At 60.2% G+C, this 25,192-nt stretch carries 22 protein-coding genes; 9 read left to right on the top strand and 13 right to left on the bottom strand.

What is annotated here, in order from left to right; all coding sequences use genetic code 11:
- Window positions 1-6: 6 nt before the first annotated feature.
- The 3 genes from BV106_RS23645 to BV106_RS23635 all read left to right on the top strand — a co-directional run bounded on the left by BV106_RS23645 (window position 7) and on the right by BV106_RS23635 (window position 3,615).
- Window positions 7-855: a PEP-CTERM sorting domain-containing protein gene (locus BV106_RS23645; RefSeq protein ID WP_081892173.1), complete on the top strand. Its 849-nt coding sequence runs from the start codon at window positions 7-9 to the stop codon at window positions 853-855.
- A 92-nt stretch (window positions 856-947) separates the two neighbouring features.
- Complete coding sequence (locus BV106_RS23640; RefSeq protein ID WP_038168921.1) at window positions 948-1,835, top strand: PEP-CTERM sorting domain-containing protein; 888 nt, start codon at window positions 948-950, stop codon at window positions 1,833-1,835.
- 76 nt (window positions 1,836-1,911) lie between these two features.
- Complete coding sequence (locus tag BV106_RS23635; RefSeq protein WP_051946241.1) at window positions 1,912-3,615, top strand: alpha/beta fold hydrolase; 1,704 nt, start codon at window positions 1,912-1,914, stop codon at window positions 3,613-3,615.
- Here the strand turns inward: BV106_RS23635 and BV106_RS23630 are convergent, their stop codons facing one another.
- Both BV106_RS23630 and BV106_RS23625 read right to left on the bottom strand, forming a co-directional pair.
- Window positions 3,616-4,275, bottom strand: coding sequence for a helix-turn-helix domain-containing protein (locus tag BV106_RS23630; RefSeq protein WP_081892171.1), 660 nt, complete (start codon window positions 4,273-4,275; stop codon window positions 3,616-3,618).
- A gap of 305 nt (window positions 4,276-4,580) precedes the next feature.
- Window positions 4,581-5,093: an endonuclease V gene (locus tag BV106_RS23625; protein WP_038168918.1), complete on the bottom strand. Its 513-nt coding sequence runs from the start codon at window positions 5,091-5,093 to the stop codon at window positions 4,581-4,583.
- A gap of 240 nt (window positions 5,094-5,333) precedes the next feature.
- Here BV106_RS23625 and BV106_RS23620 point away from each other — a divergent pair, with 240 nt between their 5' ends.
- The 4 genes from BV106_RS23620 (at window position 5,334) to BV106_RS23605 (ending at window position 9,216) form a co-directional block, all read left to right on the top strand.
- Window positions 5,334-6,215, top strand: coding sequence for an alpha/beta hydrolase-fold protein (locus tag BV106_RS23620; RefSeq protein ID WP_038168917.1), 882 nt, complete (start codon window positions 5,334-5,336; stop codon window positions 6,213-6,215).
- 221 nt (window positions 6,216-6,436) lie between these two features.
- Window positions 6,437-7,063, top strand: a complete 627-nt coding sequence (gene dhaL, locus BV106_RS38835; RefSeq protein WP_038168915.1) for a dihydroxyacetone kinase subunit DhaL — start codon at window positions 6,437-6,439, stop codon at window positions 7,061-7,063.
- Between the two features lie 110 nt (window positions 7,064-7,173).
- Entirely contained in the window at window positions 7,174-8,076 is a 903-nt protein-coding gene (lsrF, locus tag BV106_RS23610) for a 3-hydroxy-5-phosphonooxypentane-2,4-dione thiolase (protein WP_009962019.1), read from the top strand.
- Between the two features lie 117 nt (window positions 8,077-8,193).
- Window positions 8,194-9,216 (top strand): TIM barrel protein, encoded by a 1,023-nt coding sequence (locus BV106_RS23605; RefSeq protein ID WP_038168913.1) that lies wholly within the window; start codon window positions 8,194-8,196, stop codon window positions 9,214-9,216.
- Window positions 9,217-9,368: 152 nt separating this feature from the next.
- Here BV106_RS23605 and BV106_RS23600 read toward each other — a convergent pair whose 3' ends face one another.
- From BV106_RS23600 to BV106_RS23570, 7 genes are all read right to left on the bottom strand, one after another.
- Window positions 9,369-13,049, bottom strand: a complete 3,681-nt coding sequence (locus tag BV106_RS23600) for a hypothetical protein (protein ID WP_038168911.1) — start codon at window positions 13,047-13,049, stop codon at window positions 9,369-9,371.
- Window positions 13,050-13,280: 231 nt separating this feature from the next.
- Window positions 13,281-15,656 carry an ATP-binding protein gene (locus BV106_RS36155; RefSeq protein WP_051946240.1) on the bottom strand — a complete coding sequence of 792 codons (2,376 nt, stop codon included), beginning with the start codon at window positions 15,654-15,656 and terminating at the stop codon, window positions 13,281-13,283.
- Entirely contained in the window at window positions 15,653-17,122 is a 1,470-nt protein-coding gene (locus BV106_RS23590; protein ID WP_038168909.1) for an ATPase domain-containing protein, read from the bottom strand. The genes BV106_RS36155 and BV106_RS23590 overlap by 4 nt, the downstream gene beginning before the upstream one ends.
- A gap of 493 nt (window positions 17,123-17,615) precedes the next feature.
- On the bottom strand, window positions 17,616-17,831 hold the full coding sequence (locus BV106_RS23585; RefSeq protein WP_038168907.1) for a hypothetical protein: 216 nt from the start codon (window positions 17,829-17,831) through the stop codon (window positions 17,616-17,618).
- A 242-nt stretch (window positions 17,832-18,073) separates the two neighbouring features.
- On the bottom strand, window positions 18,074-18,316 hold the full coding sequence (locus tag BV106_RS23580) for a hypothetical protein (RefSeq protein WP_038168905.1): 243 nt from the start codon (window positions 18,314-18,316) through the stop codon (window positions 18,074-18,076).
- 126 nt (window positions 18,317-18,442) lie between these two features.
- Entirely contained in the window at window positions 18,443-19,273 is an 831-nt protein-coding gene (locus tag BV106_RS23575) for a GNAT family N-acetyltransferase (RefSeq protein WP_038168970.1), read from the bottom strand.
- Between the two features lie 151 nt (window positions 19,274-19,424).
- Window positions 19,425-19,676, bottom strand: coding sequence for a hypothetical protein (locus BV106_RS23570; protein ID WP_265596012.1), 252 nt, complete (start codon window positions 19,674-19,676; stop codon window positions 19,425-19,427).
- 821 nt (window positions 19,677-20,497) lie between these two features.
- Here BV106_RS23570 and BV106_RS23565 point away from each other — a divergent pair.
- Entirely contained in the window at window positions 20,498-21,196 is a 699-nt protein-coding gene (locus tag BV106_RS23565) for a DUF3592 domain-containing protein (protein WP_038168900.1), read from the top strand.
- A gap of 37 nt (window positions 21,197-21,233) precedes the next feature.
- On the opposite strand, the gene BV106_RS23560 is transcribed toward BV106_RS23565, so the two are convergent.
- Both BV106_RS23560 and BV106_RS23555 read right to left on the bottom strand, forming a co-directional pair.
- Window positions 21,234-21,434: a hypothetical protein gene (locus BV106_RS23560; protein ID WP_038168898.1), complete on the bottom strand. Its 201-nt coding sequence runs from the start codon at window positions 21,432-21,434 to the stop codon at window positions 21,234-21,236.
- Between the two features lie 234 nt (window positions 21,435-21,668).
- Window positions 21,669-22,040 (bottom strand): hypothetical protein, encoded by a 372-nt coding sequence (locus BV106_RS23555; RefSeq protein WP_038168897.1) that lies wholly within the window; start codon window positions 22,038-22,040, stop codon window positions 21,669-21,671.
- 129 nt (window positions 22,041-22,169) lie between these two features.
- On the opposite strand from BV106_RS23555, the gene BV106_RS23550 reads away from it, so the two are divergent.
- Window positions 22,170-22,415 carry a hypothetical protein gene (locus tag BV106_RS23550; protein ID WP_038168895.1) on the top strand — a complete coding sequence of 82 codons (246 nt, stop codon included), beginning with the start codon at window positions 22,170-22,172 and terminating at the stop codon, window positions 22,413-22,415.
- Between the two features lie 306 nt (window positions 22,416-22,721).
- Here the strand turns inward: BV106_RS23550 and BV106_RS23545 are convergent, their stop codons facing one another.
- A complete protein-coding gene (locus BV106_RS23545; RefSeq protein WP_038168892.1) occupies window positions 22,722-23,249 on the bottom strand; it encodes a hypothetical protein in 528 nt (175 codons plus the stop codon).
- 913 nt (window positions 23,250-24,162) lie between these two features.
- Entirely contained in the window at window positions 24,163-24,969 is an 807-nt protein-coding gene (locus BV106_RS23535; RefSeq protein ID WP_265596011.1) for a hypothetical protein, read from the bottom strand.
- Between the last annotated feature and the right edge of the window lie 223 nt (window positions 24,970-25,192).

Here is a 25,192-nt window from a genome sequence, read left to right as displayed (position 1 = left end):
AATCGCATGGTCCGTCACGTTGTTATTTCCTTTATCTACTTGTGCATTGCTGTTGCGGCGCAGGCTGTCACCATCGTCGGGTATGACCCGGCGCTGCATGACCGGTTTGCGTCGGGGTATCCCACAACTCCTGTGGTCAACTCCAGCGCGGGTTTTGTAGGTGCCGGTTACGACTTCTCCGGCGTGGGCTGGAGCACGGGTGAGCCGCAGAAGTCCATCACGATGATCAGTGACCAGTACTTTGTGTACTCGGGACATTACCCGATCGGATTGTCGATTTCCTTCAGAGCGGCGGATGGCACCATTTTGACCTATACGGTGGACACCAGCTTTTCGTTTGCTCCCACGGGTGAGGTATCGGACGCCTTGGGGGACTTGAGGATCGGTCGCCTCACCACCACCGTCTCGCCCTCGATCGCCTCGTACGCGATCTTCGATTCCTCGGACTATGACGACTTCGAAGGGCTCTCTCTCCTGGTTTACGGACACGGCAGTGGCGGGTCACCAAGGATCGGCACCAATATCTCCGAAGGCCTGTTGGATGTGGAAGTTGCTCCCGGTGTCTTTAAGAAGGGCTTGGTCTGGGATCAGGACCCAACCCTCGGCGAGGCCCTCTTGGAATCGGGAGACTCCGGCAGCCCCACCTTCACGATCTACAACGGCCAGCTTGTCCTGCTGGGCACGCACTATGGGGTAGGGGGCACGACTTCTGTGGATGACCTCCTTGCCCTCTATCTGGCCAGCCTGACGGCAGCGGGCATCCCGTTTTCGACGGTTCCAGAGCCGGGGAAGATGGCATTTCTCCTGCTGGCCCTGGGGTCGATGGGGGTGCGGCGGAAGCGCCTCCCGGTCTGATATTCCCAAGTATTGTCTGGCATTGTCAGGGTTAAATGATATTTTTGCGTTGATTGGAAATATCATAGCGCAGCCCCAAGCCGCCCTGACTCATGCGTTTCTTGGCCAAATCAGCCCTCACCCTCGCGTGCGGCCTCTGGTGCACGCTGGGTACGCTGTCGGCCGCTCTCCAGGTGGCGAGCTATGACGCCAACGCCAATGAGCGCCTGAACGGCAGCGCCAACTTCATCGGGGCCGGGTACGACTGGAGCGGAGTGGGACAGACCTCCGATGGTCGGTGGGTCACGATGATCTCCGACGAGTACTTCATCTCCGTAGGGCACTACCATCCCGTGGCAGGTACGGACAACGTGCGCTTCTACCTGAGTGACAGCCTTTCGGGTGGGTTCGAGGACTACACGGTGGACACCTCCTTTGGCATCCAGCTCATGACAGACCAGGGCCTGAGCGACATCTGGATCGGCCGCCTGACCTCCTCCATCAGCAGCAACATCACGACGTACGAAATCTTCAACCCGCTGGCGAACCCCAACATCCTGGAAGGGGAAGACGTCTTTGTGGTGGGCAATTCCGGCCAGGGTTCGTACCAAAACTTCCGCGTCGGCACGAACGTGCTGGATCTGGATGATGGCATCCTGGGGGTGGCGGAGCGGAGCGTCTCCGTGGTGAACGGCTGGTCCGCCACTGCGATCTATGACGCGGACGTGCTGTACGACACCTTTTTCCAGTCCGGGGACTCCGGGGCTCCGACCTTCATCATCAACAATGGTGTCCTGGAGCTGGTAGGGGTGCATTCCGTGGCGGGCACTATCACACTTCCCGGTGGTGACGAACAGGTCAGCATCGATTCGCTCGTATCCGGCTACCGTCAGGAGATTCTGGGAATCATCACTCCCGTGCCGGAACCTGGCAGTGTGGTCTTGGTCTTGGGAGCCTCCGCCATCCTGGCTCTGCGTCGCCGTCGCCTGAAGACAGCTTGAAGAAGATGCGGCCGGGCGCACAATTGCCTAACGCCGGGTTTGTGCCGCCCTGCCTCTCAACGTAAGCTTGGCGCGCATGCCCCCTTGCCGTCAGTTTCTCGTCCTGATTCTCGCTGGGATTCTTCTCTCCGGCCCGTCTTGCACCCCCATCGCGGCCCTCCGTGAGACGCGTGCCCGGCTGACGGACTCCACGAAGGTGGATGTGCGCATCAAGAGCGCGAACGAGGCTCTCGACGAAGCCCACCGCTGCGCGAAGAAAGACCCCCAGCGCGCCATCCAGCGCTGCCTCAGCGTGCTCAAGGACAGCCAGGATCGTCTGCAGCGGGATGCCGGGGACAAGGAGGCGCTCCGCGTGTACAACTACGCCCTCCAGCGAGTGTTTGCCGTCATCCGGATGCACAAGATGGATCCCTGGTCCCAGCCTGCCAAGTTTGGCGACTTCACGCTCAGCCACACCAGCATTTCACGGCCCAACTGGAATCCCTCGCTGTACGAGTTTCTCCCGGACGATCAGCTTGAGGTGGGAGGAAAGTACCTCAAGGAACGCGTCACCCGTGCCGGGGTGGGGGCCACGCTGGTGGCGATCAGCAAGAGCGCAGACCTGGACCCTGGCGAGGCCATCACCATGGGGGCCCGGATCTACTACGGCGTCACGGCGGTGGCACGGTTCAAGGGCAACACCTGCGAGATCCAGTTCTACGATCCTCTCGACACGGATGATGTGAAGGTGGCTGGCCACACCTTTGATCTGGCGGCCGACTACACCACGCCGATCGCCGTGCTGCTGACACGGGAGAAGCCGGAGCGCCTCGGCCTGCGTCGGCTCATCGATCCCGGCCGCTATGCGGATACGGCCCGGCTCATCCGCATGCGTCCCTACGATCCCCAGCGGGTGCCGCTCGTGCTGGTGCATGGGCTCATGGACACCCCGGCGACCTGGACGCCCATGCTCAATGCCCTGCGGGCTGACCCGGTGATCCGGAAGAAGTACCAGGTCTGGATGTACAGCTACCCCAGTGGCTATCCCTACCCCTACAGCGCAGAACTGCTCCGGCAGGAGTTCGACAAGGCGGCCAAGACCTACCCCAACCACAAACCGATGGTCTATGTGGGGCACAGCATGGGCGGCGTCATCGGCCGGCTCATGCTGATCGACACGCACAACGACGTCTGGAACAAATTCTTCCGCGTACCGCCTGAGAAGACGCGCCTCTCTGCGGAGGATCGGGCCCTAGTGGCCAATACGCTCATCTTCAGCCATCGCCAGGACGTTGACCGCGCGATCTTCATCTCCGCCCCGCACCGGGGCAGCAAGCTGGCCATGGGCTGGGTGGGCCGCCTCGGCTCCCGTCTGGTCAAGGCACCAGCGAACCTTGTTGCCCTGGCTGGCACCATCACGGATGTACTGCTGCTGGACGAGACCTCCCTGCAAATGGGACGACTGCCCAACAGCATCGACACGCTCTCACCGGCCAACCCCTTTGTGAAAGCCACCATGGACCTGCCCATGACACCGGGCGTGCCGTATCACACCATCTGCGGGAATCGCGGTCGCGGCGGTCCACCTACCTGCAGTGACGGGGTGGTGCCCTACACCAGCTCGCATCTGGACGGCGCGGAGTCGGAACTGATTGTCCCCTCGAACCACGGCGCCCATCAGAACCCTCAAGGCATCCAGGAAGTGCGCCGCATCCTGCGCAAACACGTGGGAGCCCCGCCCGCGGAAACGCCGCCCCAGACAGGTGAGGCGGGCAGCAGCCAGGGTCAGGTCAGTCGGTGATCACCCGAGGGGATACCGCAAGGTCGCCACCACAGGGACCATCCAGCGGATCTGTTCCCGCGTCACATGCATGGGTGGGATCTCGGGGCGCAGGGCAGTGAGCGTCGCGGACTGGTCCGCACTCTGGGAATGGAAGACTCGCAACAGGGCCGGGCCACCGGCATCTCCCCGGAGTCTCACGACCACGAAGTCCCCGTTCCGGAGGCGGGCTGAGGGGGAGACGATGGCGAGGCTGTTCTCAAGATCTTGAGGGATCTCCGAGCCAGCCTCCAAGCGCAGCGCGAATGAATGCACATCCTCGGTGACGAAGGCCAGGTGCTTCACGGCTGCGGGCTTCGGGGTCGCCGGGGAGACGAGCGCTCCCGCCTGGTTCAAACTGAGCAGGGGAATCAACCGAAGAACCGCCTGGGCCGGGGTGCGCTCTGCCGCGGGAGCAGATGCTGGCCCTGGTGACAAAGCCGCCCGTTCAAGGTGCTCCATGAGCAGCAGCACGGGTTTTGAAGGCATGGCTCCGGCCTCCAGCTTGGTGATGTACTGTCGGGATACCCCCAGGCGGACCGCCAGCTGCGGGCGCCCCAGTCGGAGACGGTGCCGCAAGTTTCTGACACGCTCAGCCATGGAAATGCCGGCGACAGGGGGAAGGACTCGGAGATGGGGCATGCGCAACGGGTTGCTGGAGAACCCGGCAAGCGTGGCTGATTTCTTGAATTTTGCCCATAGACCGAAAGGTCTGTTTTGATTTGGTCGGGAGCTCCGAGACCTGCTGATCACAAATCAGCAGATTGGTCGCAAGCCCCCGTGGCGACTGAGCCGAACGGCACGTCCGGACTACACCCAAAGCGACGCTGCGGGAGTAGTCCGACGGTCCCCGTCGGTTCGGGAGCGGAGGGATAAGCGCAAAACACTCCAGACCTCCCGACCGCCGAACATGCCTCGTTCGAGCAGCCTCTTCCTTCGGCGACAGGTCACACTCGCCCCCGACATAGCTGATCCGCCCGCTTGATCAGCGTAGGGAGCCGATACTCGCCGTGCATTTGGGAAACACGCTCTGCCATCTCCTGCGCGGAGACTCCAGCTGCGGTGACAAACAACGGCCGCCGACTCCCTCCCCGATAAACTTCGACCGCCTCTGTCTGTCCCTGGAATGCCGTCTTGGCCACGCCGACGACTGGCACCTTTCCATCCAGAGCCTCATACAGCCGAGCTCCCAAGCCGGGACGTGACGCCCCCAGCCATACGTAACCGTCAATGAGGATCAGCCCAGGCATCTCGTCCAGAGATTCAATGGCAGCCATCAGGCAGGGGAGTTCCCGTTTGTAGAACTCGCCGGGCTCATAGCCCGCAGCCACTGGGAGGGTGAGGGTAGTTTCCTTAATCGCTACTGCGTCCGTCCAGCTGGCAAACACCACCGCCGCCACCGTCGCGCTGGCATCAGCGTAGTGGACGTCCAGACAGAACATGGGAGCGACAAGAGACATGGTCGCCACTGTGGAGCGGCAGGCAACGCACTTCAATTCACAGGAGGTTACTTGTTCGATCGATTCCAACAGCCGATAAAGGAGGCGGGGTCTCCGGCCCCGCGGTATGCCGGGTGGCTGAGGCGATAAGAGAGTCAAGGGAAGCACGACTGAGCCGGGCTGGGAACCCCCGCCTCCTGTACCACTTCGACGATGTGCAAGACCGGATGCCCCACCTCACGTTATTAATCTTGCACCACCATGGGATCTCGTGCTGTCACCATCTCATCCCTCAGCCTGTTCCTCGCTGCCTGGCTCGCCACGCCCTCCGCTGCATCCGCCCAGGTCACCTCAGAGCCCGCGCAAAAGGACGCCACCACGGGCATCTGGAGCTACGCATTGCCCTCCGAATTCCAATCAGGACCCACACCGGTACGAGTGATCCTCCCTGATCCTCTCGCCACGGGAAAGCGCTACCCGGTGCTCTACATCCTGCCTGTGGAATCGGAGGGCAGCTTTCGCTTTGGCGATGGACTCGATGAGGCGCGCAAGCTGAACCTCGCCAACAAGCACCAAGTCATCTGCGTGGCTCCCTCCTTCAAGGTCGTGCCGTGGTATGGCAACCACGCCACCGATCCGAAGGTGCGCCAGGAGGACTTCGTGGTGAAGACGCTCGTACCCGACATCGATCAGCGATACCCCACGCTCCCGGACCTGGAACATCGCTGGCTCCTGGGTTTCAGCAAATCAGGGTGGGGGGCCTCAGTCTTGCTGCTGCGGCATCCGGACCTCTTCGGCTATGCCGCCACCTGGGACGCCCCGTTCCTGTTGAATGGCGAGAATCACGGCAAGGAGTGGGGGCCCATCGGCATCAAGGACGTGTTTGGGACCAAGGAAACTTTTCTGGCCGTCCTGCCGCCACGGCTGATTGAGCAAGCCCCCGACGCATGGAAGAATCGCCGACGTTTGGTTCTGGGCGTAGGGCCGGATTGGAAGGCGCATGGGACAGGCATGCACGCATTGCTCGACCAGCATCAGGTCCTACATGCCTATCTCCCCAACCTTCAGGTGAAACATCGCTGGGACACAGGATGGCTGGGCCCGGTGGTGGACCAGCTCATCGACTTGGCCACCGCCCCTTGATCGCGGCCATCCGGGCTGCCCCCCAGCTGGGAAATGGTCTTTGCGAACCGAAAGAATCTGGGTTGGTCGGTGGCAGGAAAGTCCTAAAATGGGCAAGAGCGGTTATTGAAGGGGCTACGCACGCGTTTTTGCTTCTGATTGCCCCGAATCTGAGTCATGCTGCGTGTCCCGCGTTTGCGTATTTGACAATACCCACCACCCCGCCTTCTATCCGCGCCACCATGCCCAAGACCACACTTAATAAAGACGAAGTCAAAGCGATGCTGACCCTCGTGGCGGATCGCATCATTGCTGCCGAGCCCGAGCTGTCCGAGGCGGACCGCAATCTGGGTGACGGTGACCATGGTCTGGGCATGCAGCGCGGCATGAACGCTGCCAAAGAGAAGCTAAGCGGCGAGTCCGTCGAAAAAGCCTTCTCCAGCGTGGGCATGGCCATGATGAGCAGCATGGGCGGTGCCTCCGGCGCGATCTTTGGCACCATGTTCCGCAATGGCGGCAAGGCTCTGGCCGGCAAAGAAGAATTCGACGCCGCCGGTCTGGCGCTCCTGCTCCAGGCAGGCCTGGATGGCGTGAAGTCGCGCGGCGGTGCCGCCGTGGGTGACAAGACCATTGTGGACTCCCTGGAGCCTGCCGCAGTTAAGGCGCAGGAAGTGGCCGGAGCCTCCCTCATCGACGCCGTGACGGCCGTGGAAATTGCCGCGCTGGAAGGCCTCGAAGCCAGCAAAGCCATGGTGGCCAAGTTCGGCCGCGCCAAGACCCTCGGCGAGGGTGCCATCGGCTTCCCAGACGCCGGGGCGATGTCCTTCACCGTCATCGTCGGCGCGATGAAAGAATACATCGCTGCTTAAACTTTTTTGGGCCGATTTGTCCTAAATCGCACTTTCAGTGCGATGGGAACTTCCTCCAACGTCCGTTTTCATCAGACCCCAACCCAACCGACCCTACTAACTACAAGACCATGGCAGACCTTGACGGCACCAAAGCAGAGAAAAAGGAAAAAGAGTACTTCACCGACACTCCCCAGGCCGCCCCTGGCTTCTTCCTCAAAGGTTCCCACCAGTACGACTGGGGTTTGAAGAACCGCCTGAGCCGCGTGTTCAACCCCAAGGACGGCCGCACGGTGATGCTGGCCTTCGACCACGGCTACTTCCAGGGCCCCACCACGGGTCTGGAGCGTGTGGACCAGACGATCCTCCCGCTTGAGCCGTATGCAGACTGCCTCATGCTCACCCGCGGCATTCAGCGCAGCGTCATCCCCGCTACCACGCAGAAGGCGATCGCCCTTCGCGCCTCCGGCGGCACCAGCATGGCCCAGCCTGACCTCCTCTCCAATGAGAGCATCGCCTGCTCCATCGAGGAAGCCGTGCGTCTCAACGCCTCCGTGTTGGCCGTGCAGGTCTTCATCGGCAGCGAGCATGAGCGCCAGACCATCAAGAACATGACCGACCTCATCGATGGCGCGAACCGCTACGGTATCGGCGTCATGGGCGTGGTGGCCGTGGGCAAGCAGATGGCCCGTACCGCCCAGTACTTCCGCCTTGCCACCCGCATCATGGCGGAGCTTGGCTGCCACATGGTGAAGTGCTACTACACGGAAGAAGAGTTCGACACCATCACGAGCTGCTGCCCCGTGCCGCTCGTCATCGCCGGCGGCAAGAAGCTTCCGGAACTGGACGCGCTGAAGATGAGCTACAACGCCATCCAGCAGGGTGCTTCCGGTGTGGACATGGGCCGCAACATCTTCCAGTCCGACGCTCCTGTGGCCATGATGCGCGCCGTCCGCGGCGTGGTGCATGAAGGCCTCACCGCCGAGCAGGGTTATGAGTTCTACAACGAGCTCAAGGCCCAGGGCGTGAAGTAAGATCCGCCTCGTTTCCTGAATGGTGCAACAGAAAGGCTTGCCACGCGCAACCCGGACGTTGCACCATTCCTGTTTCGTCAAAACATCATTCGAATCGCACAGTCCCGTTACCGAATCATGGCTACTCTACCCAAACTGCACAACGCGATGTGGCCCGGCCTCGTCGGCAAAGAGCCCGGCACGGACCACCCGCCCATCAGCCTGGAGCGCATGCTCGAACTCACCGCCAATGCGGAAGTGAACGGGCAGAAGTTCGAGGGCGTGGACCTCTTCCTCTTCCACCCCCACACGGACCCCGACGGCAGTGTGGATGACATCAAGCGCATGGCGGACCTCATCGCCAGCAAGAATCTCAATGTGGGCTCTCTGGTGGCTCCGGTCTGGCCGGGCACCGTGGGTGACTCCGCCATGGGCACCCCGGACCAGCGCGCCAAGTTCGTGCTCGCAGTCAAAAAGGCCTGCCGCATCGCCAAGATCCTCAATGAGCATGGCGTCCGCCAGTACGGCGTGATCCGCATCGACTCCGCCGGTGGCCCCGGTGCCTGGGTGGCCGATCCGGTCGCCAGCACGAAGAAGATCGCCGAGACCTTCCGCGAAGCGGGTGTGGTCGCCGCCGCCAATGGCGAGCGTCTCGCCGCTGAGGGCGAAATCTGCTGGGCAGGCATGCACTCCTGGAAGGACATGCTGGACCTGCTGGAGCAGACTGGCATGCCCGGCACCGTCGGCTTCCAGGCTGACCTTGCCCACACCTACCTCTACCTCCTCGGGTACAACGCCCCCGAGCACGCCCTCCTCAAGGAAGGCTACAGCCAGGCCGAGTTTGAAGCCGCCTACACGAAGATGACCGACGCTCTGCGCCCGTGGACCATCGACTTCCACGTCGCCCAGAACGACGGCACCGTGCACGGCACCGGCTCCCACGACAAGACCGGCCGCCACTGCCAGGCTGATGATCCGAACGGCAAGCTCGACATCACCCAGGCCGCTGGCTACTGGCTCAAGGACGCCGCCTCCCGCGGCATCCAGCACATCTGCTGGGATGGCTGCATGTTCCCGAACGCCGTCCTGGAAACCCAGGACACCTGGAACAAGATCCTGGCCGCCATGATCAAGGTGCGCGAAGCCCACGGCTGGAGCTGATCCGCCTTGATGGGACTCCATCGTTAGTTTGTTTCATAAACCCCGTCTGGTCTGGTGCCAGGCGGGGTTTATGATTTGAGGCTGGAACCTGTGGTTTCAGACGTCACCATGGTGGAGCTGTCGCACGCGAGCATCACCGATGCCGACTAGCCCTACGGCACCAACAGGGCAGCGCTGTCCCAGGCTGCAAAAACCTCCTCAATCGACAGGGAATCCGCGAGACGGCGCTGAGTTGCGGCATGAACCAACGGGACTTTCTCGTTGGGTTTCAGGGTGGTTTCATAGCGGATGAAGAGGCCGTTCCCGGCGGCCAGATGCAGGGTGGGGCGTAGCTTTCCATCAGGGTCTGCCAACGCCACGAGGACGGCGGGCTCCCGTTCGTTTTCGAACACGACCGCAAACCGGTTGCCGTGTTGGGAGGCTGCGATGGGCTTGGTGACATCAAGTTTGTTCCCCCGGGCATCCAGTACGGCGCTGATCCGGCCAGTGGTGAGCACGGTCAGATCCGTTTTGGCCGTCACAGGCTCCTGGGCAGCGCTGTAGAGAGTGTCCACCGTCTGGAGACTCGCCGTTTGCGGATTGAATCTCACCCGCCGGGCGGCACGCATGGGGCCTGCTGCGGAGGAGCATTCCACCACCTTTTCCATGCCGGTCGGACTGGTGGCCGCTGGGGCACCGGACTCGTAGTTCAAGACCATGCCATAGGAGGAAGGTTCTCCATCGAACCACAACCCCAGAAGCTGGGACGCCCCTACTTCGCACCACATCCCGTCCATGGTGCGGGCATGAGTTCGCCATCCATAACCCAAGGCATCTTTCCTAGTGCCATCGGTCGGGCGTCTGCTCCCCATGAACACGGATTTTTCCTCCATGTTCAACTTTCGGATATGGAAGGTGTCCATGCCGGTTGACCACGGCTGAAGGACCATCTTTGGCAGGGTGACCAGGAGTTCATCCGAGAGTTTGGCATGCCGTTGCAGGAAACCGTACCGCAGGTGGCAGCGCTCAAACGGTTCCAGATGCACCGTCCACGTGCACAGGATAGCCTTGCGGGCAGCATCCCAGGTTAGCACGGGCTTTTGCTCCGGGTCAGCGGTGGCAAGGGCCAGGGCGGTCAGGCGGCTCACTCCGCCGCTCTCGATCTGGGTGCCCAGGACGGCGTTTTCGGGAAGGTTGACATACTTGCCCTGGCCGCCTGGTGGGCGATTCGAGGAATCACGCAAGTCTGCAAGGTCCCCACCCATGGCTGCAACGATGCTGAGGTCGAAGGACACGGGGGTGAGCCCCAGGTTGTCAATCGCATCGCACACTGAGGCCCCGCCGGTGGAGGGTATCTGCAGTTCGCGATGGTGCCGCACCTTGGGCATGGCTGACCGCAGTTCCGTCTGCACATGCAGATAGGAGGTGCCGCTCGTGCCTGCGATCTGCCGGTAGCGATGTCCCTTCACCTGCAAAGGCTCGCCGTTGATCAGCACCTGGCCGATGGAGGCCCGGTTCTCCGGCAAGAAGACTGCTCCGTCGGCCGTGATTTGAAGCGTATCACCGCCACTGACAGGTTGGCGGATTTCCGTGAGGGGCCCCGTCTTCCAGGGCTCTTGAGGCTTCGGGGACGCACGCGGCGGCTCCAGGCTCTGCCCGGGCTCAAAACGACGCAGGGTCAACCCTGACGGGGCGGGACAATTCTTCAGCATCTCATCCACACTCCACAAGGAGACATTGCCGCTCCCGTGGGCAAAGGCCAGCTTGGTACCGTCAGGCGAGAAGGCGCAATCTTCCACCAACGGGTCTGCGTGCCGCACGACGGCCAGGATCTTGCCGGTGTCGATGTCGGCGACGATGAACTGCGTGGGATAGGCGGCCTGTGATCCGGTCTCATCCTGGAAGCCGCACACGAATCTGCGACCATCCGGACTGAGGGCAGCAGGCTTGGACCACGAACATTTGTCCGGCGGATGATATCTGAGCTTCAACTCCAGTTTGGCGGCGTCCACCAGCATCAGGCCCGAGGCCCTGTACGGGCCGAAAAGAACCACCTGGCGTTGTTGAGGATCGAACCCGACCAGGCTGCCGGCGGGCAGTTTTGCGGCGGAGATGCGGAGTTTCTCATCCGCCAGATGATAAGCCAGCAGCTGGTTGTATACCGGTTGCTCATCCCCCAGGTAGAAGAGTTCGCTGCCGTCTGTGCTGAAAACAGCCTCGTGCGTGGGGTGTTCTTGCGGCGTGCCCACCTTGATCGAGCGGCCCACCGTGGGCCGGTCAGGATGCCGGATTTCGGTGTATTCGTGATGGTGGTTGAGCGAGATCAGACAATCTCCGGTGGAAGGGGACACGGTCAGTTGCTGGGAGGAGGCAAAGGCCGGTCCGTCTCTCCGCTGTTCCTCGGCCGTGGCAAATGTTTCAAAGAGCTGTGTGCCCTGCACGGGCACGCGGATGGACCCCGCGTTCAGGGCCTTGGGCATCTCCCATTGGAGAAAGGCGCAAAGATCTCCGCCAATGATGCGGTTGGTGTTCCTGTCCCAGGCAAAGGGCCCTAGTTCCGCATCCCTTGGTCCAGTCAAGATGGCGGATGGTGCAAGGGACTGGCCATCCAGCCTCCACAAGTCGATCTGCTTCGCATAACGGCTCGCGAGATAGTTGCCATCTGGACTGAAGCCCACCTGTTCGATCGCCCGCTGGGGCGGAGACTGCGTCTTGTCGGCCCGCTGCCAGGTTCTGGTACTGATGGGCGTCAACGGCCGACAGGTATTCCAAAATGTGCGTCCATCTGCGGCAAAGAGCCCGCACAAACATTCCGTGGTGGAATGAGTCAGCAGCTGTTGATCTGTCAGGCGAATGACCTGGTGTTTGCACCCGCCTGAGACCACCAGAGTCGTGGCATCAGGAGAGACCTGCACATTCTGAATGTACGCATCCTCAGCCTTGCCGCTAAAACCGCGGCCATAGAGGCCCCCCTCAAGCTCCATCGTCCGATACCCCGCGGAGTTCCAAAGAACGAGCCAGCGTTCGTTGGAGGAAAGGGTCATCTTGAGCTTCGAATTGTCACTCATCGGCTTGGAGACGGGCACGTGTTTGCCATCTGCCGGACTCCAGCGGGAAAGCGTCAGGTCGTCTCGGTAGAACGGGGGCAGCAAGACGGCATCTCTTGTGACGCAGACACGGAACTCGGATCCCTTCCAACCTTCGCCCTGCGCAGGAAGGGCCCGGTCCAGGTGGCGCACCCGCCGGCCACTCGCGGGATCTATGGCATGCACCTGGACGGACTTCTGGTGCTTGGTCACAAGTATCAGGTGCCTTCCATCCCGGGTGAAAACAGCCTGCTCCAGGTTTCCCACGACGTTGTTCCGGGCCTCCCACATGCCTTCCCAAGTACCCGTGCGATAGAGAGCCATCGTGTTGCCTTGAAGGCCCCGACGCTCGCCAAAGATCCATTGCCCGTCCAGGGAGGCTGCCCAGGTGTCCCCAAGCGGGAGGTAGCCCTTGAGGTCGAGCCTGGCGGGTGAGGCAGGATCCACCGCCACGGGCTCCCAGATCTGAACCCGATGTTGCTGCTTGTCGCTGCGTGCGTACATCCGGCTGCCGTCTGTCAGCCACATAGCCTCCTCAATCCGCGGCACCGTCTGTTTCGGGTCCCACATCCAGCGGATCATGCCGGGGACGCGGGATGTGACCGGTTCAAACTGTAAGGCGGCGGGGCGGGTGCCCGTGGTGATGTCATCACCAGCGGGAGGGGACTGGGAAACAACGGCTCCAGCCAGCAGCGTCCAAATGAGAAGGCCAGACAGCAGCCGCGGAGGGAAGGTTGTGGCCAGGCAACGGGGGATTGCGCGCTTCATGAGAGTTTGGGAGGGGGATTGCCCATGGCTGCCGCCGAACTGCACGGACCACGAAATCCGCGCTTCGTCTGCTGCCAGTTTTTTTCAGAGAGGGAGTGGCGATGTTAGGCGAATGCCTGCATCGATTGCAAGCCTGTTGGCCAAACCTTGGGCAGGACAGATTGCAGGAAGAGATCGATACCACCCTGGTGTGTGGGAATGGTTTCGTCCCGTAGTTTATCGATCCGGCAGTCAGCCATGCGCAGGGGCCGTTGCCTGACCCAGGATGGCCTTCAGTTCCGCAATCCCCACCGGCTTCACCAGGTGATGATCAAATCCGGCCTCGTGTGAGCGCTGGCGGTCTTCCTCCTGACCGTAGCCGGTCACGGCGATGATCAAGGCATGGCGGCACCCTTCGAAGTCACGCATGCGTCTTGCGACCTCGTAGCCGTCCATCCCGGGCAGCCCGATATCGAGCACCACGGCATGCGGTGCCCACTCCTCTGCAATCGTCAAAGCTTGGTTCCCATCATGCGCCACCGTGGTCTCGTGCCCCGCCCGATTGAGCAGTCGGGCCAGCCCCTGTGCGGAGTGCACATTGTCATCCACCACGAGGATACGGTGGAGGGACGGCTCTACAGAAGCTGGAGTACGCGGTTTCACAGCCACTGGGGAAGGGGAATCGACCAGGGGCAGATGCACGGTGAAAGTGCTGCCCTGGTGGGGACCGGGGCTCTCTGCCTCCACATGGCCGCCATGCATCTCAGCGATCTTCTGTACGATCGTCAACCCGATGCCAAGGCCACCTTCACTGCGGGCGATCGAGCGCTCCCCTTGGGTGAAGAGCTGGAACATCTCCGGCAGTCGCTCGGGCACGATGCCGGTGCCGTTGTCTCTCACTTGGATGACCACCTCTGCTCCCTGCTTCTGTGCCGAGAGCTCGATCTGGCCCCCGTTGGGCGTGTACTTGGCCGCGTTCGTGAGGAGGTTGAGCACCACCTGCTCGATGCGGGTGGCATCCGCTTCCAACCAGAGTTCTCCCGGCGGGCAACTCCGAGTGAGGTGGTGTCCGCGTTCCCTCACCAGAGGCCCGGCGGATTCACATGCGTGCTCCAGAATCACAGCGGTATCGATGATCTCCTTCCTCAGGTGGATCTTCCCGGTCGTGATACGCGACACGTCCAGGAGATCATCGATGAGGTGGGCCAGTTGCCGGGTCTGTCGATCAATCACGCCAGCGGCCCAGTGGAGATCATCCGACCCGAACGCCCCCTTGATCAGCGTGGCCGCATGAGACACGGCCGCCAGGGGATTGCGCAGTTCATGGGAGAGCATGGCCAGGAACTCGTCCTTCTTCCGGTCCGCCTCTCGCAGGGCATCCGTTTGTTGCAGCAGGGCCACCTCGGCATCCTTCCGCGCTGTGATATCCATGACGATGCCGATCATGCGGGGGAATCTGCCGCTCGCATCGTGGTAGAGCCCGCCGTGCATGGCGATCCAGTGGACGCTGCCGTCCGGCCAGACGACGCGGCACTCGAAACGCCAGGGTTCATTGCTCACGATCGCGGCAAAGAATTTCCTCGATACCTCCTCGCGGTCGTCGGGGTGCACGTGCTCAATGAAAGTCTCCAGCCCCCATTCCTTGACTGGCTCAGTGTAGCCGAAGGCCTGATCGTGCCGCAGGGATCGGTGCGAGGTGTTGTCGGCCAGGTTGAAATCCCAGTCACCCATCTGGGCGGCGTTCAGGGCAAACTCAAGGCGTGCCTTGCTCTCCCGCAGTTCATCCTGGGCGCGGCGGCGTTCGGTGACATCTGAGATGAAGACGGAGATACCCCGGGTGGAGGGGTAGAACCGCACCTCCAGCCAGCGGTTCAGCGTGGCGTGATACTGCTCAAAATCCAGATTCTGCTGCTGGAGCATGGCGAACTGCACCGCCTGGTAGATAGGCAGGTCCTGGGCTTCAGGAAACACCTCCCAGATGCACCGCCCGATCAGCTCCTCCTTCTTCCGTCCGGCGAGCACCTCCACCTTTTCATTGAGGAAGGTGCAGCGCCAGTTGGTATCAAAGGTGACGAAGCCATCGCTAATACTGGCGACCACCGCCTGCCGCTCCTCCAGCAGGTCCCGCACCTGATACTGGCGCAACCGCGAGCGCAGGGCCACCTTGCAGCTGTTGACGAGCGTCGTGGGCCGCACCGGACGCTCCATGATGGACACGTTGCCCACCGGGCCGATCAGGTCCAGGTAGCGCTGGCGATAGCGGGTGGCCTCGCCATTCCCGGTCAGGATGAGGATGGGCAGGTCTGACCAGGAGGGCTGCGCATGAAGCTCCTGCACCAGAAGGTTCACACACTCGGTGTGCAGAGCCTCCTCGGCCACGAGCACGGCCGCACACCCCACCCGCATTGCCTCGGCCAGGCCTTCGCTGCTGTAGCAGATGAAGGCGTCCAACCCCGCGGCGGAGAGAAAGCCCGCAGTGAGCCGTGCATCGTTGCTGGTGGGTGCCAGCAACAGGATGCGGCTGGCGGCCATGGCGGCCGGCAGGGCGGGAGTAGCCGACGGCAGCATGGGTGGAGGATCCGTGCCGCCACTGGCAAAGGGGGCCGGTCCGTGGGTGGTGTCACTCATGACTGGAGCAGGGAGTTCTCGGTTTCCTCAATCTCTGCGCCTTTCACAAACTCCGGCACCCCCGTCAATACCCCCTGCATGTTGTACAATGGCTGGCCCACGGTGATCCCGTCCGCAGTGATTTGCATCTCGCGAATGGTCCGCTCATGCGTGCCGCTGCGCTTTTTGATCACGGACACGGCCTGCTTCACCCGGCCGTAGGCTTCAAAGAAGCGCAGGAGCAGCACGGTATCCGCCAGATACGTGAGATCCACGGCAGATTTCATTGAACCAATCAACCCCTGCTGGGCCAGCACCATGATGGTCACCACGCCCAGTTGATTCAGATAGGCGAGCAACTCATGCAACTGAAGATTGAGGTGCCGCTCGGCGGGCATGGCGTTGATGTAGCCATTGATGCTGTCGATCACGATCAGCCTCACCCTATTGCGTGTCACGGCCTCGCGAATGCGGTGGCCCATCTCTCCGGGAGAGATTTCCGCTGGATCCACCGACACGATTTCCAGCATGCCCTGCTCGATGTGCGGTTCCAGGTCCATCCCGAGCTGCGAGGCCCGGTCGAGCAAGGTGCCCCTCGTCTCGTCAAAAATGAAGAGCATCGCCTTCTCTCCGCGCTCGGCAGACGCCAGTGCGAACTTGATGGCGACGGTGGATTTCCCCGTGCCGGGAGGGCCCATGATCATGGTGCTGGTGCCACGCCCCAGGCCACCGCCCAGCAGGGTATCCAGCTCGGAAATGCCGCTGGGGAAGTTCACCCTGTCAAATTCACGATGCGAGCCATCCGCGATCAAGCGCGGAAAGACGACCATGCCCCCGCGGCGCAGCACAAGATCATGACTGCCTTCCAGGTACTTGGAGCCGCGAATCTTTAGCACATTGAGCTGCCGCCGCGTTACGCCGTAGCTGGGGGAGGAAGCCTCGATGCTGATCACCCCGTGGGCCACACTTTCCACTTGGAGATCTTGGGTGCCAGAGGTGCGGTCGTCCAGCAGCAACACGGTGCAGTGGCGTCCGGCGAAGTAGCTCTTCAGTTGCAGGATCTGCCGTCGGTACCGAAGGGGCGTCTCCGCCAGCATGCGCATCTCGGACAGGGAGTCGAAGACCACCCGGGAGGGGGAGATGCGCTCCACCTCCTCGATCAGGGCCCCGATCGTGCGGTTGAGCTCCACTTCGGAAGGGTGAAAGAACGTGCTCTCACTGTCCCCCCGGATCTTTTCCTCGATGGAGGACAGTTCATAGAGATTCACCGCCGACAAGTCCCAGCCGTGGGAGTCTGCCACGGCCAGGATCTCGTTCTTGGTCTCAGAAAGGCTGATGTACAGCACCTTCTCACCCTGGCTGGCCCCCTTCATGAGGAACTGCAGGGCAAGCGTCGTCTTGCCCACACCGGGGTCACCTTTTACCAGGTAGAGGCGGTGGGGAGGCAGTCCCCCGCAGAGGACCACATCAAGACCCTCCACTCCCATTTCGCAACGTGAGGTGGATGTTTGAGAAAGAGATTTTGGATCACTGTCAGTGAGAGCTGTCATGGGAGTGAGGGGTTGAGTGGATGGATCGGTCGCCGGAGTGGCCACGTAACCCTGCAAACTGGCCGGGGAGGGCTGGCTGCTTCGCATCCTCAGGCACACGCCGCAAAACTCAGCCTCGAGGACCGAGCCAGAACTCGCTTCGGGCGAGGCGCGTGTGAATACTGGGCCTAAGGGGGAGAGGACGCATTCGTCTTGGTGGGAACCGGTGCATGGGGGGGAGGAGTCATACCGTGGGCGCTATGTTTCCTGAATCGCGCCCTTCCGAGCAGTGGCCGTATGCGCGCAACCTGAATTGCGGGTCGGCCATGAGATCTCCTACCTGTTGATTACCAACAGCAAGGGGTCTGCTCACCCCTCTGGACAGCAACTTGGAAGCACTCCGATGGGGAGGAATGCCCTGGGCATTTTTGCCTCCACACCCTAAGGAAAACTAGCCCGGCACCTCGTCGCCCAGTCCAAGGGCTTCCACCACCTGATCGGCGGCAGCTGCCGTAGCGCACTCTTGCCAGAGCAGGACATCGGTGGTCTCAAAACTCGTCCGTCCATCCGCAGAGTAGAAGGTCAATTCGCCCCGGGTATTCGTACCCTTGCGCCCCCTGAAAATCACAGGACCCTTCGAATTGGTGACAACCAGTATGAACTTCATGGCAAATCGAGGTGCCACTATAAATCATAATTGTTTTCATGCGCAACTTAAATGCTGGCTGATCATCAGTATCAGGCAACTTCCACCAGACTCGCTTGGGCAGAGTCGATGCCCGATTGCAAAACCGGCGGTACCACAGATTGCCAATCTGGGGGTTGGGTGCCGCGTTGGCCCTTGATCTCAGGTCTGCTGCCTGGCGTCTGGCATCTAACAGTCTGGTGTCTCCCGCGAAGCGGGCCGACTCACTCCGGATCTTTCGGCTCCGCGTAGCCGGGCAGGGGACGCAGCTTGCTCCAGGTGGGTCCCATCCCACCCAGCGGAGGCTTGGTCAGATCGGTGTCCCAGCAGATCACCTCGGTCTTGGAGAAGCTCTTTAGCAGGGCGTCGTTCTCCTTGAACAAGAGTTGCGGCCCGTAAGGATCCACGGTCTCAGCCGTGAATTCGTGATATCCACCGTCGAATGTTACCACCACAAAACGCGCCATGCTGGTAATTATTACTTATGGAGGATAATGCACAACTGAAGACAAAATACCCTAGGAATCAATAAAGATCAAGCCTAATGATACCCACTCGGCGAAGCGTACTTCTTAAGTGCATCGCCCGCTTCGTCAACCCAGTTCGAAGGTGGTGACCCCAAATGTCCCCTCCAGATCCACCAAAGGTGGATCCCCAGTGTACATGCGGGCGGTCTCAAAGATCACCTCCATTCCCACCTCCTGCGCCAGGGAGATGGCTGCGGGATTCACCGCCGGCACGTCCAGGATGACCCGAGCGTCTGCATTCCGCCGACTGGCCAGAGTCAGCAAGAGGATTTTTGCCATTTCCGGATTGTCGGCAAACAGCGGGCCCACTTTGTGCCCTTCCCGACATGACCGGATAACGCCCATGCCTTGGAGGCCATCAGCTCCAAGGGCGGCTACAGCCCACCCACTTGGCTGGCGGATCCATTTGCGGAGAAAAGCTTCCCGATCTGCCGGGAAGAATCGCCGATCATAGGCCCGCAGATCTTCGAAGGGCACCTCCGCTGCGGGCACCAGGCGGACGCCAGCCGGCAATGGACCGGGCGAGGGGAGGTGGGAGGCAGCGTAGCGGATGTTGCGATAGGCCAGTTTGAATCCCGATCTGGCGTACGCTTCCTGCATGGCCACCACGCCATCTAGACCGATGTTGACCCCATTCAGGCGCTGCATGGCCTGTCGCCATAGCGCCCGACCAATGCCGCGGCCACGGAACTCCGGCTCCACAATGTAGAGGCCGATGAAGCCGAAACCGCCCGGATAAGAGACAGCCGAGATGCACCCCACTGGCTCACCTTCTAGCTCCGCCATTAGGAATCCTTCGGGATCCGCAGCATGGAAAGAGGTCGCATCATGCAGCCCGGGATTCCACCCCTCCGCGGCCGCTAGATGCATCGCGTACGGGACCTGAGACGGACTCATGGTCACGATAGCGACAGACTTGGAGTGCGACATGGTGAACGACAAGTGGACGTTCGCAGGCGGTTGCGCCGCACCTTATCCTAGTTCTGCCTGTACCGCGAGCGGGAATAATCGTTCCAGAACGGTTGGCAACCTCCGGCGTAACAGCAGGCTAAACGGGGCACGTTTTAGCGCTCACGGTGCCGCCTCTCAGTTCTGCCACCATCTGCACGGCATCCGGCATAGCCGCACACTCATCCCAGAAGAGAACATCCCGCCGGCTGTACTCCCGCCAGACTTCCCCCTGACGCTGGAAAACAAAAGACAGTCCATCTTCCACGATCGCACAGGCTTCGATGATCTCGGCACCCTTGGAGGTCGTGACCACCACGTACACCCGCTTCGTCGCTGAAGATCCCGCCACCCCATTCATCGTCGTTCTCCCGTCGGGACAACGACTACCTGCAGTGGTCAGGCGTTGCCCTGATATACATCTAAGGTTGTACCACGTTTAGGGTCCAAAACAATCGCAAAATAGGCAGATTAGAAGAGAGGCGGGAGAGACAGAAACCTCTCTGGTTGCATGCGCAGCCGTTTTGTCCCGTTCACACCTCGCCGGAGCAGGGGTGAACGGCCTGGATAGGGCAGACCTCTGGAAGGGCCAACCATAGGTGGAATGTGGAGCGCTATCGACTCTTGGGATCTTCTGCCCAAGTCATCAAGAGTACCTCACGCATGATGAAACGGGAGTGCCACACTGGCTAAGAAAAGTGAGCAAGACTATCCTTCCTTAACCCTTGAATCCAGAAATGAACTTCATGCAATGCCTTGCGGGTGGGATCAAGATCCAACCGACCACCCATGCAGGCATCCCTGGGTTAAAGCTGCACCATCGCTTGTCAATTCGTTATCGATTGATGCACTGAAGGCCAATCCTTAAACGCCTTGGGAGAGACTCCAACCCTCCCAAGGCGCCCGGACCGCTAGCAGTCCTGGAAACCGTAAGGCCGCTACGCGGAATGAGCGACCTTACCGTTCCCTTTTTGCATGCTATGAAGATCTCCCCACTGCGCACCCCCCTCAATTGCGGGGAGGCCATTTGGCAGCCACCGCGAAAGGCGGGCTCCCTTTGCTGCTCAAAGTTGGGCGCGGCAAAGAAAGTGCAGGGGGAGTTGAGATAAGCCTGCCGTTCCTCCTTGGAACTTACCCAGTTGACCTTCACCTGTCCCAGTCCAGAGTTGCAGGGTGAGGAAACTCTCCTGGTGGATCGGGCTGCTCATTTTCGGCCCGTTGTTTGGCGTGCTGCTTTTCATGATGCCCCTGGAGTTTGTCGTCTCCAGCTGGCACCTGTTTCGTGCCCGCGATGGCCTGACGCATGGCAAGGTGCTGGCATCAGCCAAGGTCTCTCATCACGGCAATTCCAAGTCAGACATTCGCTACCGCTATGAGGTGGAGGGCCGGGAGTATGAATCGGATCGTGTTCGGGCCGGTTGGTTCAGCCGTCACGGCTATGAATCGGGGGCAGGGGAGTTGGGAGGCGCGCTGCGTCCGGGAGATACGATCCCGATCTATTATGACTCGCACCATCCCGAGTTCGCCCTGGTGGAATACGGCTGGCCCAAGTGGAGCATAGCCTTCTCCCTGTGCGTCTGGGGCTTGCTCTGGAGGAACTACGCCCGACCAGATTCAGCTCATCAACTGCAACAGCGGTCGCTTTGGCAGACCCGGTCGCGAGGACTCCAACTCTTCGGCTATGGCGTCGCCACCAGCATGACCATCCTGGGATTCTGCCTGTTCGCCATTCGCCCGTCCACCGTGGAGTTGCAGGACATCCCCTGGCTGCTGATTTCCGGGGGCGTCATCAGCCTCCTCGGCGTGGCCTATGGCTGGTTTCATTACCTGAGGCGGAAGGCCGTCACCCCAGCCACGGGACTGTCGCGGTGAGAAGGCCGATCAGCTCCCATCACTCCAAGGGGATCGCCTAGAGCCCCATCACGCGTTGGGTCTCTTCTGCCTCGAACCGGCTCGCGCACTCCTTCCACGTAAAGACGTCTTCACGGTCAAACTCCCGCTTCTTCTCACCCCGCACCAGGATCCGCAGGCTCCGGACCGTGGATTCACACCCGATCCCTTCGACAATTTCTGGACCTTTGGAGTGGGTGACGATGAGATAAAACTTCATGCGGGGAGTCGGTGCCTTTGCACGGGATCGGGTGATATCACCACAGCACGTGCCGCTGCACTCGAAAATAATGCGCATAAGTGCATATATCGACCCAATTTTGCACCTACCGCTCTCCTTTATGTGTATGGACTTGCCCGAGATTGCCCTGCTTCTGGATGCAGAGTGGGTGGCAGCGTCGCTCTCCAGTCTCAACGAGCCAAGCGATCCTCTCGAGCATCTGATGAGGACGGCTCAACTCAGTTCTCGAACTCGGGGTAAACTGTTCGCGTGGGATCTCATATAGACTAGAGGACCCACGCAACCAACCTTGGATTCTTCGATGCGAAACACCTCTTCTCCGTTAATGTAGAAGACGACAAAATCATCGGTCCACACGTAGTCGTCGGCAAGAACCTCCAGGTAGCTGTTGTCTTCCAAGTAGAGTTCGTGGGGTTCAGCACGAAGCTTCCAAGAGTACTCCTCCACCTCATCAAGCGAAAACGGAATCTCGTCCCGCGCTGAGGCCTGAAGGATCAACTTCTGGCCATTGTCTTGGTGCTTCTCCGCCTGGAAGCGACGCTCCTCGCCATTCTTGAAGACGATGCGGTACTCGTACAAGGACATGGGAGACCATAGACAGCCAAGATGTTTCAGGATGCAAGCTGCGGTTCTGACTGCATGCTTGAGAATCCGCCGCATGCCCACGGCAACGTCGGGCTGGCATGAACTAGCGATTCCAGGCAGCCAAAAAGGATGTCAGCTTCGGAAAAAGATGCCAAATTGGCCTCGATGAAGGCTTGGGGAACTACGCTGCAGATTCTCGGGGTTGTCTTGCTCGTCAGTTCCGGCCTGGCCCTGTTCTTCCTGGTTCGCGATACCCCGGATCTGCACCTGCCTAGAAACCTGTTCATGATCCTCCTGCGGCTCCTCTTTATGCTACAGGGGGTCGCTTTGTTTGTGCGGGGGCACCAGATGGGGGCGATGTGGCCGGGCAAATGAGTCTATCGACATCCTGAGCCCGCTGGACCAACCGAACGGGCACACAGTTTTTTGGTGTAGGCAGCACCCGGGATGAATTTCACCTGAGGTAATCTGGCCCACTTGGTTTTGAAAATGAGCTGAGAATGATCGAAGCGCGGCAGCGGGTTCCAATTGTTCTCGGATGCCAATGCGCTCCATCGGTCCGCCACACCGCCGCAGAACCACGGCGAGACGGGCTATTGTGGAGACCTTCCATTGCCGAGGCTACCACCTACGTCAACGCGAAGGGGCATGACGCCATACGGACCATTTGCGTGCCAAGCGCTATTCAGTTCCAGGAGGGAGTTGCTTCACTCTTATTGACTTGATAGTGACTGCGGCATTGTAGGTGGAAATGCTCACAGGAGACTCAATGGTTGAGTAATCGCCTTCGTGCTCGTAGCGAGGCTGGCCATCGACGAATAAGGTCTGCTTCTTGGGGGTTACTACCCAGCGGATAGTGACAAATTTGTTCGTCGGAATGACTCCAGCGCCCGCTTTGTGCTTTCCGTCAGCAGGCCCGCCACTTACTCGAAGCTGGGTACGTGTGATCTCCCAGTTGAAAATGAACCTTCCTGCGTAGGTAATTCTCAGGTTATCCGAATTGGTCTTTCCCTCTATGACAATGTCAACAGGGGGTTTGAATGAAGCCAATGTGGTTAGGGTTTCGTTACCTTCGATTTTTCGAAGTGCACCACGACCTCCCTCCATGAGCGATCCCAGGTGCTCGGTATAGCCTGCCGCATCAGTGGCGACTGAAAGACTCACCGATGACAGGAGGGCGACAGTGGCGAGAGTGATGTGCTTAAGCATTGGTCGTACAGTGGCTTAGGTGACGCGGGTGGATACGAAGCGAGTGGCTCACTTTTAGAGGAATTGTGAAATTTTGTCTAGGGGCGCTTGGGAGCCCCCTTTTTGAATTGGCAAGGTCATAGGGTAGGGGCTTTCCGAGGAACTCGCGTCGTCGTCCTGGTCACCCTCGCCACTGAGCTGGTACATGCTGACCATCTGACCGGGTTCTGCTTGTTGGGGGAACTCCAGCGTTTTCAACACGTTGAATTTCCGCCTTGGCTTGATTACCACGGCTTTAGTTTTGGTTGTTGAGTTGATTGGCCCCGCATGGGGTGCGACCAGCACGGCGGGGAGCGCACTGGCAGTTTCCAAGGCTCTTGCCGCCATCGTGGGCGGACTGGCATCTCAGGGAAATTTGACGCTGCACCGCACCCTGAAGGTCAGCGGGGTTGATGCAGCGGGCGGTTGTCCGATCATCCATCGAACGGATTCCACCGCCAAAGTCTTGACGCCGCGCCCCTCGACGGGGAGTTGGCAGGGCACGGCGGGTGATTCCGCCGCACAATCCGAGGCAGCAGGTCACCAAATAGAGAAGGGGAGCCGTCCGGCTATTTCCGCTCATGCTCCGCCCTCGTTAATCCAGAGCGGAGGAGGGGGGCTTGCGTGCCAAGCTTCCGACTCTGATTGTGGTTTGGACCACATCCAGACGGAGCGCAGCCCGCTTCAACGGGCTGACGGCATCTTGCCTGAGTACAACATAAGTCCGCCGATCATGCGGCGGATGGTGCCCGATTTCGCCATGGAATCGAAGGCATATTGTGCCTGTGAATTCGCAACGATGTTGCAGACTGTGCTCGGTGAGTGTGACGGGGCTCACCAAAGCCAGGCTGCGCTAACAGCGTCCCCACAACTTCCCAGTGCCACTAAAACTCAATCAAAAATTGAGGCCCTCGGAATAAAAACTTCCCGTGAAGTTAGAATCCAAAACATTAGCCTTCGGAAGCACACGCCTGATCCACTTTTTCAGAACTTCTCGCCGGGGCTTGTACATTGCCGGTCCCAAGAAGACGGCCCTGATGCAATCCTGCAATCTGATCGGCGCCTTGAGTATTGTAGGGAGACTGGCGAGATCGACTGGAGGCAGTCGTGTAGCCATAAGGCGAATCTCGCTCTCGTGCTCAAACTTCGGAAACTTTCTCCGACCAGCAAGCCCGCCAACGAATTCCAACAGCGGAACATCCTCATCTACGTATTTCACTTGGTCGATCGCGAATCGGTAATCAGCACTGAAAGGGGACAGAGCCTGGACAAGCTCGGAGGTGGTCGCGCAAAGCAAGACCCCGGTACCATCACCCGCAAATTCAGACCACATTGTCTTGGACTCATAGGCTCCCTCGAACCAGCAGTGGAGGTATGTTAATCGCCGATCAATCTCGCTTTCTTTGGCGAGCATGGCGAAATTCCGGACCATCGGAAATTTTTCATAGTACTCTTTGTTCAAGCCCGTTGCCTCCTCATGATTCGCGTTTGGCCACCCTCCATCTGCCGGATCTTTGTCCTGCTGTGTCTGCGGTGTAAACACCAATCGCTGCGATCTCAAGAGTTGCACAAACCGCTCGCAACTCATGTAGTGGCAGACCTTTACGGGCGTAGTACGGTAGAGGAGTTCAGTGGGCTCTAGTTGGTCAGCCTCTTCCCAAGTTTTGGGTTTCAACGGGAGAATGAGATCGTCGATGCTCATGCCTTCGACGGGCGGCCGAAGAGTGAGGCCTAGAAAGGAACAAGCGATTTCAATTTCCGAAGTCATAAAAAACCACCCTTGTTGGAGCACGGACGGCCGCCAGTGAAAACTAGCTGACCACATTCAGCGGTGGATCAAAAATAGGGGGCCGCTCCAAGCATGCAAGGAACAGCTTTCAACTCCGATACCGACACTAGTCTATTTTACATTACTTACATTGTAT

Source organism: Verrucomicrobium sp. BvORR106 (assembly GCF_000739655.1).
Lineage (GTDB): Bacteria > Verrucomicrobiota > Verrucomicrobiia > Verrucomicrobiales > Verrucomicrobiaceae > Verrucomicrobium.
The sequence above is the reverse complement of the archived record's forward strand: the minus strand, read 5'-3'. Positions and strand labels throughout refer to the sequence as shown.